General features: G+C 69.7%; 18 protein-coding genes and 1 pseudogene. 6 read left to right on the forward strand and 13 right to left on the reverse strand.

The window, feature by feature from the left end; genetic code table 11:
- Positions 1-39 precede the first annotated feature (39 nt).
- Positions 40-663: a PAS domain-containing protein gene (locus tag IE241_RS26560; RefSeq protein ID WP_190024373.1), complete on the reverse strand. Its 624-nt coding sequence runs from the start codon at positions 661-663 to the stop codon at positions 40-42.
- A 240-nt stretch (positions 664-903) separates the two neighbouring features.
- On the opposite strand from IE241_RS26560, the gene IE241_RS26565 reads away from it, so the two are divergent.
- Positions 904-4,212, forward strand: a complete 3,309-nt coding sequence (locus IE241_RS26565) for a cytochrome P450 (RefSeq protein WP_190024374.1) — start codon at positions 904-906, stop codon at positions 4,210-4,212.
- A gap of 163 nt (positions 4,213-4,375) precedes the next feature.
- On the opposite strand, the pseudogene IE241_RS26570 reads toward IE241_RS26565, so the two are convergent.
- The 3 genes and pseudogenes from IE241_RS26570 to IE241_RS26580 all read right to left on the reverse strand — a co-directional run bounded on the left by IE241_RS26570 (position 4,376) and on the right by IE241_RS26580 (position 6,667).
- Positions 4,376-5,331: pseudogene (locus tag IE241_RS26570) on the reverse strand (immunity 49 family protein).
- Positions 5,332-5,585: 254 nt separating this feature from the next.
- Positions 5,586-6,110, reverse strand: a complete 525-nt coding sequence (locus tag IE241_RS26575) for a hypothetical protein (RefSeq protein ID WP_190024375.1) — start codon at positions 6,108-6,110, stop codon at positions 5,586-5,588.
- Positions 6,098-6,667 (reverse strand): hypothetical protein, encoded by a 570-nt coding sequence (locus tag IE241_RS26580; RefSeq protein ID WP_190024376.1) that lies wholly within the window; start codon positions 6,665-6,667, stop codon positions 6,098-6,100. The genes IE241_RS26575 and IE241_RS26580 overlap by 13 nt, the downstream gene beginning before the upstream one ends.
- A 27-nt stretch (positions 6,668-6,694) precedes the next feature.
- Between IE241_RS26580 and IE241_RS26585 the strand changes: the two genes are divergently transcribed.
- The gene (locus IE241_RS26585) at positions 6,695-7,222 is read left to right on the forward strand and encodes a ferredoxin (RefSeq protein WP_190024377.1); all 528 of its coding nucleotides are present in this window, start codon (positions 6,695-6,697) and stop codon (positions 7,220-7,222) included.
- A gap of 161 nt (positions 7,223-7,383) precedes the next feature.
- Here IE241_RS26585 and IE241_RS26590 read toward each other — a convergent pair whose 3' ends face one another.
- Positions 7,384-8,235 carry a LysR family transcriptional regulator gene (locus IE241_RS26590; protein ID WP_190024378.1) on the reverse strand — a complete coding sequence of 284 codons (852 nt, stop codon included), beginning with the start codon at positions 8,233-8,235 and terminating at the stop codon, positions 7,384-7,386.
- An 80-nt stretch (positions 8,236-8,315) separates the two neighbouring features.
- Here IE241_RS26590 and IE241_RS26595 point away from each other — a divergent pair, with 80 nt between their 5' ends.
- Positions 8,316-8,810, forward strand: a complete 495-nt coding sequence (locus IE241_RS26595; RefSeq protein ID WP_190024379.1) for a cupin domain-containing protein — start codon at positions 8,316-8,318, stop codon at positions 8,808-8,810.
- 111 nt (positions 8,811-8,921) lie between these two features.
- Here the strand turns inward: IE241_RS26595 and IE241_RS26600 are convergent, their stop codons facing one another.
- The 3 genes from IE241_RS26600 to IE241_RS34330 form a co-directional block, all read right to left on the reverse strand.
- Positions 8,922-9,233, reverse strand: coding sequence for an SH3 domain-containing protein (locus IE241_RS26600; RefSeq protein ID WP_190024380.1), 312 nt, complete (start codon positions 9,231-9,233; stop codon positions 8,922-8,924).
- Between the two features lie 266 nt (positions 9,234-9,499).
- Positions 9,500-9,925: a DUF3592 domain-containing protein gene (locus IE241_RS26605; protein WP_190024381.1), complete on the reverse strand. Its 426-nt coding sequence runs from the start codon at positions 9,923-9,925 to the stop codon at positions 9,500-9,502.
- Positions 9,915-10,055 carry a hypothetical protein gene (locus tag IE241_RS34330; protein ID WP_308433748.1) on the reverse strand — a complete coding sequence of 47 codons (141 nt, stop codon included), beginning with the start codon at positions 10,053-10,055 and terminating at the stop codon, positions 9,915-9,917. The genes IE241_RS26605 and IE241_RS34330 overlap by 11 nt, the downstream gene beginning before the upstream one ends.
- Positions 10,056-10,129: 74 nt before the next feature.
- Between IE241_RS34330 and IE241_RS35140 the strand changes: the two genes are divergently transcribed.
- Positions 10,130-10,372 (forward strand): SDR family oxidoreductase, encoded by a 243-nt coding sequence (locus IE241_RS35140; RefSeq protein ID WP_506004938.1) that lies wholly within the window; start codon positions 10,130-10,132, stop codon positions 10,370-10,372.
- On the opposite strand, the gene IE241_RS26615 is transcribed toward IE241_RS35140, so the two are convergent.
- Positions 10,276-11,259, reverse strand: coding sequence for an Lrp/AsnC family transcriptional regulator (locus tag IE241_RS26615; protein WP_229899845.1), 984 nt, complete (start codon positions 11,257-11,259; stop codon positions 10,276-10,278). The two genes, IE241_RS35140 and IE241_RS26615, sit on opposite strands and share 97 nt — an antisense overlap.
- A 260-nt stretch (positions 11,260-11,519) precedes the next feature.
- Here IE241_RS26615 and IE241_RS26620 point away from each other — a divergent pair, with 260 nt between their 5' ends.
- Positions 11,520-12,485, forward strand: a complete 966-nt coding sequence (locus IE241_RS26620) for an isopenicillin N synthase family dioxygenase (RefSeq protein WP_190024382.1) — start codon at positions 11,520-11,522, stop codon at positions 12,483-12,485.
- A gap of 52 nt (positions 12,486-12,537) precedes the next feature.
- Here the strand turns inward: IE241_RS26620 and IE241_RS26625 are convergent, their stop codons facing one another.
- A complete protein-coding gene (locus IE241_RS26625) occupies positions 12,538-13,908 on the reverse strand; it encodes an eCIS core domain-containing protein (protein WP_229899847.1) in 1,371 nt (456 codons plus the stop codon).
- 196 nt (positions 13,909-14,104) lie between these two features.
- Entirely contained in the window at positions 14,105-14,566 is a 462-nt protein-coding gene (locus IE241_RS26630) for a DUF5709 domain-containing protein (protein ID WP_190024384.1), read from the reverse strand.
- Positions 14,567-14,970: 404 nt separating this feature from the next.
- Here IE241_RS26630 and IE241_RS34335 point away from each other — a divergent pair, with 404 nt between their 5' ends.
- Complete coding sequence (locus IE241_RS34335; protein ID WP_268254432.1) at positions 14,971-15,285, forward strand: cupin domain-containing protein; 315 nt, start codon at positions 14,971-14,973, stop codon at positions 15,283-15,285.
- A 151-nt stretch (positions 15,286-15,436) separates the two neighbouring features.
- Here IE241_RS34335 and IE241_RS26640 read toward each other — a convergent pair whose 3' ends face one another.
- Entirely contained in the window at positions 15,437-15,601 is a 165-nt protein-coding gene (locus tag IE241_RS26640; protein WP_190024386.1) for a hypothetical protein, read from the reverse strand.
- Entirely contained in the window at positions 15,579-16,709 is a 1,131-nt protein-coding gene (gene amcB / locus IE241_RS26645) for a cyclophane-forming radical SAM peptide maturase AmcB (protein ID WP_190024387.1), read from the reverse strand. The genes IE241_RS26640 and amcB overlap by 23 nt, the downstream gene beginning before the upstream one ends.
- Positions 16,710-16,763: the final 54 nt, after the last annotated feature.

The following is a 16,763-nucleotide window of genomic DNA, read 5'->3' on the forward strand; positions in this document are numbered from 1 at the left end:
GGCCCATACAGCCAGCCTGACCCCAACACCCCACTCAGGTCAGGAGATCCGAGAAACAGTGCCTAGAGCGGTGCGGTTGGAGGCGTCCAGGCGGCGGCACAGACGGGCGAGGTGGTAGTTGACTCCGTCGTCGCTGAGCGCGACGGTGCGGGCGACCACGGCCGTGGTGCGGCCCTCGGCGACCAGGGCGAGGATGCGGGACTCCAGCGCGGTGATCGCGACCGGGCCGGCGGCCTGTTCCCGGCCGTCCGCGGCGGGGCGCGGCTCGTCCGCGCGGAGGATGGCCAGCAGCGGCGGGGGCTCGCCCGCCGGGTCGCTCACCGGCTCGACGGTCAGTTCCCCCTCGTAGGACGATCCGGCAGCGGTCCAGCGGACGCGGAAGGGGTACCGCGAGCGTCGTCCCCCGCGCATGGCGCTCTCGAACTTGCTCAGCCTGCGGGGTTCGGCGGGGGTGAACAGGTCGAGCAGGTGGCGGCCCGTCAGGCGGCCCGGGGTGAGGTTCCACAGTGCCGCCAGGGCCGGGTTCGCACCGGTGATCACGCCGTCGGCGGTGCTGACCGCGGTCGGGACCGGCGTGCGGTCGAGCAGGTTGAGGAATCGGGTGCGCCACACCGCCGGGTCCGACTCCGGGTCGTACGCGGTCACGGTCACGGTCACGGTCATGCGCTCCTCTGCTGTCAGTTGCCGTCAGTTCCCTGCTCGTCCATCGCCCTTGCCGGACCACCGGCAGACGCGCCGCCTAGCACAGTTGGGCCGCAGCGCACACGCCACAGCACGACCAAGACGCTACAAGAAATCGTAGTTCCGGCGGCCGGCCGGCCCGCGTGCGGCGGAATCGTGGACGCACCGGTCGGGACCATCGCCCACCGGAGGCCGGACTATCACCGCCAGAGGAGAGAGCCCATGGATCCAATGGAGCCCATGCGTGACCTGCCCGTCGTCGACGTGTCGGATACGGGTCTGACCGACAGGCCCGTCCAACAGGCCATGGCCTTCGCCCGCGAGTTCGGCCCCGCCTTCCGGCGCCGATTCCACAGCCGCGAGACGGTGCTGATCTCCTCGTACGAACTCGTCGACGAGCTCTCGGACGAGACACGGTTCGCCAAGGTGATCGGTCCCGCGCTGGAGAACGTCCGCGAGGTCGCAGCCGACGGCCTGTTCACTGCATACAACGACGAGCCCAACTGGGCCAAGGCGCACGACATCCTGTTGCCTGCCTTCGCCATGGGCTCGATGCGCACGTACCACCCGGTCATGCTCAAAGCCGCGCGGCGGATGATCACCGCCTGGGACGCGTATCTCGCCCAGGACAAGCCCGTGGACGTGTCGGCGGACATGACCCGGATGACGCTCGACACCATCGGCCTCGCGGGCTTCGGCTACGACTTCCAGTCCTTCGACCGCGCCGAGCCTCATCCCTTCGTACAGGCGCTCGTACGGGCACTCAGCCACAGCCAGGCCGCTCTGGGGAGGACCCCGGGCGAGGACACCACGGAGGAGGACCGGGCCTTCCGTGCGGACACGGCCTATCTCGCTCAGGTCGTCGACGAGGTGATAGCCGGGCGGCGGGCCGCCGGGGAGAGCGGCGCCGCCGACGACCTGCTGGGGCTGATGCTGAACTCACCTCACCACGGCGACGGCGAACCCCTCGACGAGGCCAACGTCCGCAACCAGGTCATCACTTTCCTGATCGCGGGCCACGAGACCACGTCCGGCACCCTCTCGTTCGCCCTCTACCACTTGATGAAGAACCCGGTCGCCCTGCGTCTGGCGCAGGCCGAGGTCGACGCGCTGTGGGGCGACGATGCGGATCCGCAGCCGGCGTTCGAGGACATCGGCCGGCTGCGCTACGTACGGCAGGTCCTCAGCGAGACCCTGCGGCTCTGGCCGACCGCAGCGGCCTTCGAGCGCGCGCCCGTGGCCGACACCGTCATCGGCGGCAGGTACCCGGTCCCGGCCGGGCGGCGGCTGACCGTGCTCACCCCGATGCTGCACCGCGACCCGGTGTGGGGCGACAACGTGGAGGAGTTCGACCCGGACCGCTTCGCGCCCGCCGCCGAGGCCGCCCGTCCCGCGAACGCGTACAAGCCCTTCGGCACCGGGGAACGCGCCTGCATCGGGCGGCAGTTCGCCATGCACGAGGCCACCATGCTGCTGGCCCTGCTCATCCACCGCTACCGCTTCCTCGACCACACCGGCTACGCCCTCGACGTCAAGGAGACCCTCACCCTCAAGCCCGACGGCTTCACCCTGGCCCTGGCGCACCGCACCGCCGAGGACCGGGACCGGGTCCGCGAAGCCCTCGGCGGGCTCGCCGGCGGCGCCGTGCGCACGGACCGGGCCGAGGAGCAGCCGGAGGCCGGCGCCCTGCCCTCCAGGGCCGCGGCGGGCACCGCGCTGACCGTCGCGTACGGCTCCAACTTCGGCACCTGCCGCGAGTTCGCGGAGGACCTCGCCGGCACATTCGGCGACCTCGGCTTCGCCACGGAGGCCGTACCCCTCGACAAGATCGTGGGAGCCCTGCCCGCAGACGCTCCCCTCGTCATCGTGGCAGCCTCCTACAACGGACAGCCGACCGACGACGCCAGAGCCTTCACCTCCTGGCTGGCCGACGCGGAACCCGGGGCCGCAGACGCCGTGCCCTACGCCGTTCTTGGCGTCGGCGACCGCAACTGGGCAGCCACCTATCAGCACGTGCCCACCGCCATCGACGACCGCCTGGCCGGACTCGGTGCGACCAGGCTCCTGGAACGGCACGCAGCCGACGCCTCGGGCGACCTCGCCGGATCGTTCGCGCGCTTCACCGCCGCACTGCGCCGCGTCCTGCTCGCGGCGTACGGAGACCCGGGCGCCGCCGTCATGGGGCCCGAGGATTCCCACGTGGGGCCCGAGAACTCCCGCGAGGCCTCGCCCGGGCACGCCTACGACGTCCATGTCTACGACGCCGCCGAGATCACCGGCGATCCCCTGGACGCGCAGGCCTCCCGCCACGGCCTGGTCCCGATGGCCGTGACCGCGACGGGGGACCTCGCCGACCCGGCCCACCCCCTCGGCCGGTCCAAGAAGTTCGTGCGCCTCGCGCTGCCCGAGGGCGTCGCCTACCGTACCGCCGACCACCTGGCCGTCATGCCCGCAAACGACCCCGCCCTGGTCGAACGCGCCATCACCGCTCTCGGCCTCGCCTCCGACGCGGTGCTCAGCATCCGCGCCCGGCGCATCGGCCCTTCCAGCCCTACCAGCCCTTCCAGCCGTTCCGGTCTGCACCTGGATCGCCCGGTCACCGTCCGCGAGCTGCTCACCCACCACGTGGAACTGCAGCACCCGCTCACCACCGAGCAGGTCGCCCGGCTCGCCGGCCTCAATCCCTGCCCGCCCGAGCAGGCGGCCCTGCGGCAGCTGGCCACGGCCACCGGCCCTGAGCAGCCTTCAGGCGCCCGAGCCCCCCGCTACCGGCTACTCGACCTCGCCGAGCGATACCCGGCGCTGCGCGGCCGAATCGGCTGGCCGCTGCTGCTCGACCTGCTGCCCCCGATGCGTACCCGCCACTACTCCATCTCCTCCTCCCCCGCCACCGGCCCGGGTCACGCGGATCTGATGGTCTCGCAGCTCCGCGCCCCCGCACGCTCCGGCAGCGGCATCTTCGAAGGCACCGGCTCGTCGTATCTGCACCGTGTGCGGAGCGGCGACACCGTGTACGCGCGCGTCCAGCCGTGCCGGGACGCCTTCCGCATCCGCCACGACGCGCAGACCCCCGTCATCATGGTCGCCGCCGGTACGGGCCTGGCCCCATTCCGGGGTGCCGTCGCCGACCGCCTGGCACTGGCCCGCCAGGGCACGCCGCTCGCGCCCGCACTGTGCTACTTCGGCTGCGACCACCCGGACGTGGACTACCTCCACCGCGCCGAACTGGAGGCCGCCGAAGAAGCCGGAGCAGTCTCCATGCGTCCCGTCTTCTCCAAGGCGCCCGAGGAGGGACGGATGTTCGTCCAGCATCGCCTCGAAGCGGAGGGTGCGGAGGTGTGGCGGCTGCTGCAGGCCGGAGCGAAGGTGTACGTCTGCGGCGACGGCAGCCGGATGGCCCCCGGCGTGCGGGACGCCTTCCAGCGGCTCCATGCACGGCATACGGGCGGCGACGCTGCCGCTGCACAGGAGTGGTGGCGGGCCGCGGTCGCCGAGGGCCGCTACGTCGAGGACGTCTACACAAGCAGCTGACAGGCCCGCGGCACGGCTGCCGGAGTGGCCGCGCCGGCGCCCGGTGGCGGCCTCCGGAGCGACCGGGCCTCCGGAGCAGGTCGCGGGACACCAGCAGGACGGCCGGGGCCGGCGCATCGGCCCCGGCCACCACCGAGGCCTTCGAGCACTGCGTCCGGACCGGCTACTTGGCGGCCCAGCCACCCAGGCCGTTCTCGCCGGCGTCCGCCGCTTCCCGCAGCGCCCGCGGGGAACCCAGGAGGCCGTGCGGCAGGTAGCCGGACCGGACGTCCAGCTCCCACCCGTGTGCTTGGACCGCAAGGGCGGCCACGGCCAGGATGCCGAGCGGCAGCAGAGTCCTGGGGGCGGGATCGGATCCCAGGCTCTCCCGGTGCTCGGTGAGCCGGGCGATGAGGGCCTGCTCGAAGGCGTGCTGATCGTCGTCGAGGAGTACACGAAGAAGGCGCTGGTCCGGTGTCAGGGGGCCGACCGCATCCAGCTTGCGGGCCGCCACGGCGCGCTCGTCGGCGTCCGGCCGGCGAAGGGGCACGGTCGGCCAGTCCCGAGGAAGGTGCCCGCGCGCCTGGGTGAGGTAGCCGCACAGCGCGTCCATCGCAGCGAGGTCCGCCGATCCGACGTCGACGTCAGCTTCGAGTACGGCACCCCGTCGCGGATCGCGGGTGCGAAGTCCTCCCGCAGGACCAGTCCAGTCACTCGCTGCCAGTCCCAGATCAGGCCGCTGACCAGGCATATCGCGAAGGTGTTCCACCATGTGCGGGCTGTGGGCGCCTCCTCGACGACGTCGTCGCCGAAGGTGACCTCCTCGCTGCTGAGCCTCTCGTCGATGAGCGGGAGGCGGATCTCCTGGTCACCGTTGGGGAAACAGCTGACATCCGTGATCCCCAGGGAGCACTCCGCCGCAGTCAGCAGCGCCGTGCGCGACAGCTCGTCTAGCGCAGGGTCCGTGAGAGCACAGGCGGCGACGTAGTCGAGGAGTTCGTCCTGCATCGCCTGAAGGCCCTTCAGGGACAGACCGTCGTAGCGGAGCCCCTGGTAGCGGTGGAATGTCCGCATGTAGATATCCTCCATCGCTTGGACGATCTGCTGTTCGCTGACCGCATGAGGCGTCACTTCGTGCACGGCTGCTGCCCTTCCTTGATCTTCCGGCTGACAGCCGATGATGCCAGCCGCCACTGACAGTGCCGCTGTGCCTTGCAGACTTGGTCGCCAAGACACCGAGACACCGAGTCGCCGAGACGCCGAGACGTAGACAGGGCGTGCGTGGAGGCGCTCGTCGCCGTTCAAGGGCGGGCGCCGTCTCCGGTGGCCGGGGCGTGAGCCAGGCCGTGCAGAGTTCCGGCAGGAAGATGCACCCGTCGTGCATGACGCTCAGCTCAGGCTTTGATGAGCAGGTTGTAAGGCTCATTCTCCGGCGTGAAGATCAGGACGAAGTCCTTGCCTGCCTCGGTGGCGACCTCGCGGAGGCGGGCCAGGACATCGGCCTCGGTGGGAAGGGCAAGGTTGAGCGCAGCGGCCGCACGGTCCCGCCGAGCCGGCAGGTCGGGCATGTCCTCCAGGTAGTCGGCGGCCAGCTCGGCGCTCTCCGCTGCAGTGAACGCCCGGCTGTCACGCCACCAGGGCGCGACCAGCAGGAGCTGCAGGAGCTCCGTCAGCCCGATCGCGACCAAAGCCGCGCCGCCCTCGGAGTCTGCGTAGAGGATCGGGCGTTCCTCGCCGCCGTCGCCGCAGAAGAAGTACGTGCCTCCGGCACCATCTCCTGCGAAACCCTCCAACGTCGCGCCCGACTCGAGGTGGACCTCCTCGACATGGTCGCCGCGGCCGGGGTCGAAGTCGCCGGGCCAGGCCAGGAAATCGGCAGTGTCATCGTCTTCGTGGAGAGAAGTGATCAGAGATCGCATGCGCTGCACCCTAGCCATCGGGACCGGCGGTCATCCCTGCCGGGTCCGGAGCCGAGGCCGACGGACTCCGGATCGTGCCGGTCCGGCGCAAGCCGACGGGCGGCGCCCGTACGTAGCCGCCTGAAGGCAGCACCGACCCGGGGTGGCCGCCGCCGTCCCCCGACGGTGAAGTCGTCGCCCCAGAATCCGGGGAACCAGCCCCACTCCAGGGCCGAGAAGTGCTGCCACCGGCCGTCTGCGTCGAGGCGCCACAGTCCCCACGGGTCCTCCGGGTCGTCCCCGGTGATGAAGTAGCGGAAGGAGCCGAACGGGCGAGGTGAGTGCGGGCCGCTCTCGCCGAGCTCGGTGATGCCCGGGCGTCCCTTGAGCTCGTGCAGGACGCCGTCGGCCTCCTCCTGGCCGGCCAGAACTCCCCGGTCCTCCCCCGCCCCCGCCTCATCGGTGAGGATGCCGGTGCCCTTCCAGAGCAGGTGAGAATTCGAGAACTCGCATTCACGCCTTCCGGACTGAACCGCCTCCGGCCCACCTCCAGGCCCAGTCGATGGCCGGTCGCTCATTCCGGACGAATGCCCTAACCTCGGCAGGTGACGCTTTACTTCGATCCCCTGACCATCCTCGGCAAAGACCGTGAGGCCTTCCGAGGCCGTTGGGAAGACCGGCTGTGGCTCAACATCCCCGGGCCCTTCTACGGCGGGGAGACCGACACGTGCTGGACCGGACGGCTTTCAGCACCCGGTCACGTTCTCTACGGAGGCAAGTACCTCACCGAGTATGTCTATCGCCAGCCCAGAACTCCCGCGGACACCGCCCGGCTGGTCGAGGCAGCACACAACGACCCGTTCCTCGGGTACGGCTGTGACGGTGACTCCCGATGGACACCGGAAACGGTCCGGGAGTGGTGGCGTAACCGCGGCCAGGTCGTGCAGTACTTGTCCGACCAGCGGAGCCAATGGGATGAGAGCGATGCCGCAACAGGCCAGAACGTAGCCACTGCCGTCCGCAGCTTCGAGTCCTACATCGCCAGCGGCCTGGCAACCGACCTGCGGATCTACCTCTACTGGCTGGAGGAGCGAAAGTCCCCCACACCCGAGGACCAGTTGCCCGAGCTGTGACCACGAGCATGTAGCGCAACACGGCCACCGTTCCACGGCGAATTTCGGAGGCGTGGGTGATCGGGCTGATGCGCAGGAGGCCTCCGAGGTGTTCGACCGGGGGCTGCATGCCACGGTCCGGCTGCTGAGCTGTTCGTGCCGTCCTACCGCCGACCAGGCGCTCAGTCCCGGTAGGCGGCGATTGCGATCTGGACGAACGAGCGGATCAGCGGATTCGTGTCGCCCTCTTTCCATGCCGCCACCACACGGCTCGGCGGCATGTCGATCAGTGGCACCACGGTGAGCCCCGGTGCCGGCTGGTGGGCCAGGGGTGTCATGCCGACCGTCCCGTTCCACAGAACGGCTTGTCGGCATTCCTGGACGGAGCGCACCACCTGCCCCTCGCGGGGTTCCCCGCCGTTCCAGTAGGACTGCCAGATGGGGTCGGTTCCCTCCGGGAAGGTGAACCAGTGGCGGTCGGCCAGGTCGGCCGGCTTCAGATGGTCGTGGCGGGCCAGCGGATCGTCGGCGCGCAGCAGGGCCCCCACCGGGTCGGCTCGCAGCTCGTGAACGGTCAGGCCGGTCTCGTCGAACGGTCCGCGGGTCAGGGCGATGTCGACCAGGCCGGCGCGCAGCCCGCAGGTGGGATCGGTCAGGTCGGTCTCGCGGATGCGGACTTCAATGCGTGGGTGCCGCCGGTGGTAGGTGACGGCCAGCCGGGTTACGGCCGGATCGGTGCTGTCCCCCAGGACGCCGACGCTGATGGCTGCCGTTCCGGCCGCCGCGGCCACGCGGACGCGTACCCGGTCGGCCTGGTCGAGCAAGGCGCGCGCTTCGTCAAGCAGCACCGCCCCCACCGGAGTCAGCGTGACACCGGCGGACGATCGCTCGAACAGCGCCGCGCCGGCCTCCGTCTCCAAGCGCTTGATCGCCCGGCTCAGTGGCGGCTGACTCATGTGCAGCCTGGCGGCGGCCCGGCCGAAGTGGAGTTCCTCGGCGACCGCGACGAAATAGCGCAGCGTGCGCAGCTCCATAGTGCAACGATACCCGTACGGTATCGATGTCAGGGAACGGGTCTTGGACAGTCGAAGTGCCCCGGCAGTGGAATCGACGCATGACTGACGAGCTGAAAGCCAGTGAGCCGATCGCCGATCCCGCCGTGTCGGTGGTCGGTCCGGGCGACGGTGAGACGATCCTCCTGGGCACCACGCGCATGCGCGTTCTTGAAGACGGCAGCAACACCGGGCACCGCCTCGGGTTCACCGAATCCGTCCTCGCGCCGCACACGCCCGGGCCGCCGCAACACCGCCACGCCCAGCATGACGAGGGCTTCTACATCATCTCCGGCACGGTGCGGTTCACGGTCGGGGAGAAGTGCTACGACGCGAGCGCGGGCACGCTCGTGGTGGTCCCGCCCGGAGCCCCGCACACCTTCGCCAACATGACCGACGAACCGGCCGTCATGCTCAGCACTTTCACTCCGGACCTGTACGTGCAGTACTTCCGAGACCTGCAGGACATGATCGCCGGCGGCCGGGCATTGACCCCCCAGGCGAACATCCAAGTGATGAGCCGTTACGCGACCGAGCCTGCCACCGACTTCATCTGAAGGGCCGGAGGAAAGGACGAGGAAAAGACGAGGGGACGGGATAACGCCGCCCGGTCAGAGAAAGGCCCGGGGGCCGCGGGGTAGGGACCCCCCGCGACCCCCGGCCGCCGTTTACCAGCTCCAGTAACCGTGCGAGATCCAGCCGGACACGCCGGTGTTCACGTCGTAGACCTTGTCCCACTGACCGTCGCCCGAGACGTCACGGTGCGCCAGGCGGTGGTCGCTGTAGCAGAGGCCGACGACCGAGCTGGACGTGCTCGCGGCGGCGCGGATGCGGACGCCCTCGCCCGTGCAGTGGCCGTAGACGTCGTCGGCGTACGCCGGCGCCGCCAGAGCCGCGCCGCCGAGCGTGGCGGCGAACAGCAGGCCCGCCACGACAGCGCCACGCTTGCCCGCGCTCTTCCCCCGAATTGCAGAACTCACTTATTACTCCTCGATGATGGTCAGACCGAGTGCCGATGATCTTGGACCCGGCGAGACGGGAACCTACCAGCGGAATGATCTTGAAAAGGGCCCTGAAACGGTTCCAAGACATGTCCATGACCGGTTGGTGACAGTGGGCCATCGGAGGAGCGGAAGGGAGGCCCCTCGAAGCGGCTTCTAGGTCCCTCGGCGGCGCACCTACCCCGCGCCTCGTCGCCCATGCACAAGACGCGATGTCGCGTAAGACAGCCGACAGCCGACAGCAGTCAGAGGGTGAGCAGCCGGACGAGCACCACCGTCATCGTGCCCGCTGTGAATATCGACCCCAGCACGGTGAACAGCAGGTCGATCGCCTTCATGTCCCAGCCCTCGATCTCAAACCGGTGCGGGGCTTGCGGGTCGTACCGGACCATGACGTACGCCCCCACGCCGAAGTTGTTTCCGACCGCTCCGCGGCCGAACCTGGATGAGTACTCGCACGTGCGCCCGTCCTGGGCCGTCCAGGCCGCGACCGGATGCTTGTACGTGGCGCCGTCGTCGTCCCTCCTGACCTCGTGGCGGACGATCCGGGCCTTGGCGGTGACACCTGTGCGGCGGAGCGCGCGGGCGCGGCGGAGGCCGTACACGCCGAAACCGAGAAATACCACCCCGATCGTCAAGGGGATGAGGGAGAAGAGCCATTCACGTTCCATGCGTGATGTGACGTGTGCGCTGGGATGGGGGTTGCGCTCGCTCCGGGCTGCCCGCCTTCAGCTCGTCGAGCAGCGCGTCATAGCGGGCGTCGCCGTGGTGGTGGGAGGCCAGTGTTCGCAGCCTGGCGATGTACCGACGTGACCCGACGGAACGACCTGGATGCTCTGGTCACTCTGGCCAAGGAGTGATTCGGCCGGCTCGACGTGCTGGTCAGCAATGCCGGATCCGGAACCATCTCGCCCCTCGACGATCTGCGCGTCGAGGAGTGGGACCAGATGGTCGACACCAACATCAAAGGTGTGCTGCACGGCATCGGCGCCGCACTGCCGGTCTTCCGGGCAGGTACCGGTCAAGTGCCGGCGGTGAGCCGTTTGACCTCGCGGAGGATGGGGGCCGTCTCGACGGCCTGGATGCCGGGGAGCGAGCCTATGCGGTGGTCGAGGTAGTGGTGGAGGTCGTGGGCACCGCGGAAGACTCCGGTGGCCACGAGGTTGTGCGGACCGGTGGTGGCGGCCGCGAAGGCTGTTTCGGGGTGGGTGGCCAGGGCGCGGCCGGCGGCGGAGACTTCGCCGGGAGCCACCCGCAGCCAGAGGTGGGTCATCAGGTCGTAGCCCAGGTGCCGGGGTGAGAAGTCCACGGAGAAGCCCAGTGCGCCCTGGGTCCTGAGGCGTTCGAGGTGGCGTTGGACGCTGGAGGGCGAGCGACCGGTGGCGGTCGCGAGCTCGGGCAGGCCGGCCCGGCCGTCCCTGGCCAGCTCGGTGAGGAGAGCGCGGTCGGTGGCATCCAAGGTCAAGGGCCCGGGATGTCCGGGGCGCTCCGAGGCCGGCACCGGGACACCGTCCTCGTCCCTTTGGGCCGGGCCGAACGGGATCCCGCTGGCGTACCACGTGCTGGTGATACCGGTGAAGAGGCGTAGCAGGCAGTGGGCGCCGACGCCCACCACGCTCGGGGTGCGGGGTAGCTTCTCCAGGAGCAGGGCGTCCCGCTCGTGCGGCGTGGAGGTGGTGAGGGCGCAGTACAGCTCGGTGCCACCGGAGGCCAGCGAGATCCAGCTGGTGTCGGGCCGGCGGGCCAGGGCTTGGGCGACGGAGCCCACGGAGTCGGGAGCGCAGTGGATGCGCAGCAGCCAACGGGTCATCCCCAGCCGCGCCGGGACGGGCTGGCCGACGACGCGCAGGCCCAGCGTGCGCAGTCGGCTGTAGCGGCGGCCCACCGTGCGTTCCGAGGCGCCCAGCCGACGCGCGATGCGGCTCAGGGCCGCCCGTCCGTCGAGCTGGAGGGCTTGTAACAGCCCCAGTTCCAGAGCGTCGAAGGTGCCCGGTCCCCCCACCACCCCTTGGCCTCCCGTGTGTTCGCGCCGTCTCGTGGCTCTCCGCGGCAAGGTCCGAGAATAGGCGACCGGTGCCGGCTGCGCCCGCAGCTGCCTGCGTGCCCTGCCTGCCCCGCTCGCCGGATTCTCCCGTCTCGTCGGCCAGAGGCGCCTGTTCCTCCCGATTCCCGGCGGATGGCTGGGGTGGCGCCCGCTCCTCGAACAACCATGGCCGGACCGCTCCACCTCCCCGGACGCGGAAGGACAAGGAGGAGAAGAGCAGCATGAGCACTTCCACCATTCCCACGATCGACCTCTCACTGTGGCGGACCGGTGACCGCCAGGACCGCGACCGTCTCGCCGTGACCGTCGACCAGGCGCTCGAACGGGCGGGCTTCCTGCTCGTCACCGGTCATGGCGTCCACCCGGACCTGCCCGCCGCAATCCGTACCGCGGCCCGCACCTTCTTCCATCAGCCGGCCGACGCCAAGCTGCCGTTCCTGGCGAAGACCGGCCAGTACGGCTGGAGCGGTCCGGGAGCGGTGGCCACCGGCCGGGCGGAAGGCGTGATGACACCACCCGACCTGGTGGAAACCTGGTCGGCGGCCCCTGGCCCGTACGACGCCACGGCCGGGCGCCCCGAGCCCGAAATGCTCCCGGACTCCTGGCCGTCCCGGCCCCCGGCCCTTCGCCCCCTCCTTACGCAGTACGTACGGTCCATGCGAGCGCTCGCCGACGAACTGCTGGAACTTCTGGCGGCGGCCCTGCGCCGGACACTCGACTTCTTCACCCGCCACACCACCCGCCCCGACTGGACCCTGACCCTCAACTGGTATCCCGCCATCAACACCACGGGAGCGCCGCGGCCGGGCCAGTTCCGTGTCGGTCCGCACACCGACTTCGGCACCATCACCGTCCTCGACCGGCAGCCCGGAAAGGGTGGCCTGCAGATCCACACGGAGGACAGCGGCTGGCAGGACGCCCCTTACGACCCCGAGGCGCTCACCGTCAACATCGGTGACCTGATGGCCCGCTGGACCGGCGACCGCTGGCGCTCCGGCCGCCACCGTGTGCTGGCCCCGCCCGCCGACGCCCGGTCCGAGGACCTGCTGTCTCTGGTCTACTTCTTCGACTGCGATCCGCACACCGTCGTCGAGTCGCTCCCCGCCCCCATCGGCCGAGTGGCCCACTCTCCGGTCACGGCCCGCGCCTACGTCCGGTCCAAGGTCGCCGAGATCGCCCTGAGGTGACGGCACCGCACGGCGGACACCACACACGCCCTGGCTGGGCCCGGCCCGGCCGTCAGGGTGTGGCGCCGAGCCGCCTGACCAGGTCACCTTCCTCGCGTTCCAGTTGCATGATCTCCTCCACAGCGCTCAACCACTGCATCGATTCCTCGGCCCGGCGGCGCCCCTCCCTGATCGGGGCGAGACGCGATTCGCCTTCCCGACGTTCGCGATCGAGCTCCTGCGCCGGGTCGAAATCCTCGCTGTCCGGTGCCGGCCGTTGCGGTTTCGGCGGCGCGACGCCGAAGACTCGAAGGACGATGCTCGCATCCTCTTCCCAGACATGAGCCGGGCGGGTCTGACGCTCGACGTCCTGCTTGCTTACGGCGCCCTTTCGGAGCTTGCGCTGCAGGAAGTCGGGGTCGATCATGCCGAGCAGATCGGGCCGGTTCGCCGTGTCGGACCGGCCTACGGTGAACTGCTCCACCTTCTTGCCGGCCGAACTGGTTGCGGTCGCCTCAAGGTAGGTGTCCACAAATCCGAACAAGTGAGCGAGTTCATGGGCTACTACAGTGACCCTCGAACCTTCGAGATGGGCCGGCGCGAGGCTGATCACGCCGGTGACCGCAGTACCGCTCGACGGTTCACTGTCCGGCGTGCGCACCCGGATCACGAACGACTCCGTGGGGTTCGGCAAATCGTTGCGCAGGTACGTCAGCCGAGGCAGCAGACGGAACTTCATGCCGGCATATTCGCCGCGCGTGATATCCACCTGCCACGCGTCACTGATCGCGGACTCGATCCGCGGGATGTCATTCTTCGCGCGCTTCTGGGCATCCTGATCCGCCATGCCCGCATAAGCGATCTGGATGTTGACGGTCAACGTCACCGTGTCGCCGCTTCGAGCCACCGTCGCCGCGCGGCGCATTCTGCGCCCCGCGACCGTACCGCCCCACAACTCGGGGGCCGCGCGCTCCGAACGCGACGTCGACCGGTCCCGTTCCATACCGCGGGCAACCGCATCACGCTGCCGGGCACGTTCGGCCGAATCGACGAATCTCTCCGTGGACATCCGTTCCAGTGCACGAAGCTGCGCCAGACGCGCACGTACCGTCTGCAGACGGCCCATCAGCGCCTGCCGGTCGTTTTCGGCCTGGACCACCGGTGCGGCCCCGGCCCGCCCACAGGTTTGCTCTACGACGTGGCCCAGCTCGTGTGCGAGCAGCCTGCGCCCGCCCGGCGTGCTCGGCGCATATCGGCCCGCGCCGAAGACGATATCCGTACCGTACGTGTACGCATGGGCCTGAACGGCATGTGCCGACGCCGCGGCTTCCTGATCGGAGTGCACCCTCACATGGCTGAAATCGCAACCAAATGAGGCCCCCATGGCGCCCCGGACATCTTTGTCCATCGTATGCCCATACCGGTGATCCAGCAGCTTGGTCACGGCGGGTGGCCGCCGGATATGGGGGGTCACGGCATGTGAAGACTCATGGCGCAAGCGCATACACGTCCGAGCGTCATACTCCATACAGCAGCTCCAGCTCTGCCATTGCCGCGTCGCCGACGCATCGCCGGGCAGGCAGGCAGGTGTAGGCGCAGGTGCAGGTGGCGGCGAACGCCTGCCGACGGGCCGGCCCCGGTCAGGTCACGGGCTCATCAGGCACGATGTGCATCGCCGCCTCCTCCGCGGAGGCCGCCCCGCCGTCGATTCCCACGTCCCGGGCGTAGACGTCGTTGCGCCGAGGGGGCATGGCGTCGATGGTGGCGGTCAGGCGCCCGGCGCGCTCGGCGCCGGCCTCCTCGTCGATGGGCTCGCCCTCTCCACCGGGCAGATCGCCGATGCCGTCCCCGTCCGGCACCGTGATGTCGGGGACCTCCTCGGCAAGCCGCTGATCCAGGCTTTCGCGCTCGCGTTGCTCGCGGGCCGTCGTGCCGTGGTGCCCCACGCCGAGCGGCCTCTCCGGGGGCGAGTAGCCCGCATCCAGCATCTGGTCGTAGAGATCGCCGTCGAGCGCATTCTCCAGGTCCAGGTCGCCAGGGTTGTCCCGGCGGTCGGACCGGGCAGGCTGGTAGACCTCGTCACCCATCACGTCATCGGACATAGTGAGGCAGCCTCCTCCCGCACGGTTCCGCGGCGACGGCCTACCTCCACTCTCCCCTGTACGGCTGCTTCGCGCTCCCCGAGGGCGCCGAAAGCGGGTGGCCACGGTCCCCCGCTTCCGGTCTTCGCGGACGCCGGAGGTACGTGCCTACCGCCCGGAAGCGGGCTCACAACCGGCCCGGGGCGGAATCGCTCACACGCGTCCTCACTCCTTGCCAGAATCGGGAACGTCACAGCACTGAAGTGAAGTGGGGTTGAGCCGTGGGACTCTCTCGTGGGCTGCGAACAGCGGCCGCTGCAGGGGCATTGGTGGCAACGGCCGGGTTCTGCCTCCCCTCGGATGCCGCCGGTCCGGCACCGGTCATCAATGAGGTGGCGCAGGGAACACAGACCGGTCCGGTGAAGGTGTCGGTCTCCGGACCCCTACAGGTCCTCTTCCGTGAAATCACCATCCCTCCGGGCGGTACCACGGGAAAACACTGCCACCACGGCCAGCTGGTCGGCGTGGTGAAGTCCGGAACGCTCACGCACTACGCACCCGTCTACCCCGGCGGCGTCCATGTGTACCGTACAGGCGACTCCATCACCGAAGGCAGGGGATACGTCCACGAGGGGCGCAACGAGGGATCCGATCCCCTGGTGCTGTGGGCCACCTACATGACCCCGGAGGGAAAGCCGCCGGCGGAGACCGATCTCGACAAGTGCGATCGGCCGCACTGAAGCGGCGAGGACTTCCTCTCAGCGTCATGGCGTGGTGCGTCGCGCGGCCGTGACCGCGCGGTCATCGCGCGGAAGCCGGCAGCGGCGAGGCGCGCCCGCTGCCGGCTTCGGTGCTGCAGCCGGGCATCCGGCCCGTCTGCTCACAGGGCGATCAGCAGATGCCCAGGAAGTGACAGAAGATGTCCAGGCTGGCGATACCCACGCGCTCGCGGACCTGCTCGGCGGGGACGGTCAGGGCCTCGCGGTGGGTTTCGATCCGCTCGGTGAGCGGGGCGGGGCGGTAGGCGGGCGTCTCAGGAGTGAGCGTGTTCTGCATGACGAAGAATCCCTTCCATGAGGTTGATCCTGCTGGTGCGGCAATATGCGGTTTCAGTGGCATCCAGGCATCCGGTCTCGAAGTACTTGTTGGATGCCTGGCCGCCACGGCAGTAGGCGAAGTACTCGCACACGGCACGGCAGTTGGCGATGCCGTCGAGCGTCTCGGCGACCCATGGGACGCCGCCGGCTTCGGCCATGAGCCCGGCCAGTGGTGTGTGGAGGACGTTGCCGACCGTGAAGGGCCCGTGGCGCGGCGAGGAGAACCCGGCCAGGTCCGGGCTGACGGGGACGACCTCGCCGTCGAAGGTGACCATGGGCAGGAGAGGGATCGGGAGGGCGGCACGCCGGGCAGCGGTGCCGGTCAGTTCGGCGCGGACGTAGCTGTAGGCGTCTTCGAGCTCGCGGACGCGGATGCGGGGGTCGGCCTGCCAGCGAGCGGCCAGTTCCTGCCAGAACGCGATCACCGAGGGGCCCGTCTCGTGCCCAGAGGCCTCGTTCACGCCCTTGCGTTCGGCAAGGTTGACGCCGAGCAGGTCACAGCCCAGTTCGCAGGCGAATCCGTACAGGTCGGCCGCGGCCTGCGGGCTCGGATCCGTCACCACGGAGATGAGGCTGAAGCGCAGCCCGTGCTGCCGCAGTCGCTCGATACCGCGCAATGCCTTGTCCGTGCTCGCCCGGCCGGCGTGGTCGACGCGGGCGGCGTTGGCCGGGCCGGGGCCGTCGATGCTCACGCTCACGTACACAGGCCGGGAGGCGAAGAGTTCGCACCACGCCTGATCGATGAGTGTGGCGTTGGTCTGTACGGCGTGGACGATGGGATGGTCCTCACCGGGCCCGAACCGTTCCAGCAGCGCGCGGAAGTGGGAGAGCCCGGTGGCCAGTGGTTCGCCGCCGTGCCATACGACGGCGACCGGATGCCGGCGTGACCACTGGCGGACGGTGTCGTGGACCGCGTCGGCCACCTCCAACCGCATGCGTTTCGCCAGGGCCCGCTCCGGCAGATAGCAGTAGCGGCAGTCCAGATTGCACAGGGTCATCGGCTGCATCAGCACCGTCGGCGCTGTCTCGGCCAGCCGCACCGGATCAGAGCCTGCCGGGTGTTCCATGCCTCGTCACCTTCCTGTTCCTGTCGAACAAGGGCGTTGGACTTGAGTCCCCAG

The organism is Streptomyces hiroshimensis, from assembly GCF_014650335.1.
Taxonomy (GTDB): Bacteria; Actinomycetota; Actinomycetes; order Streptomycetales; family Streptomycetaceae; genus Streptomyces; species Streptomyces hiroshimensis.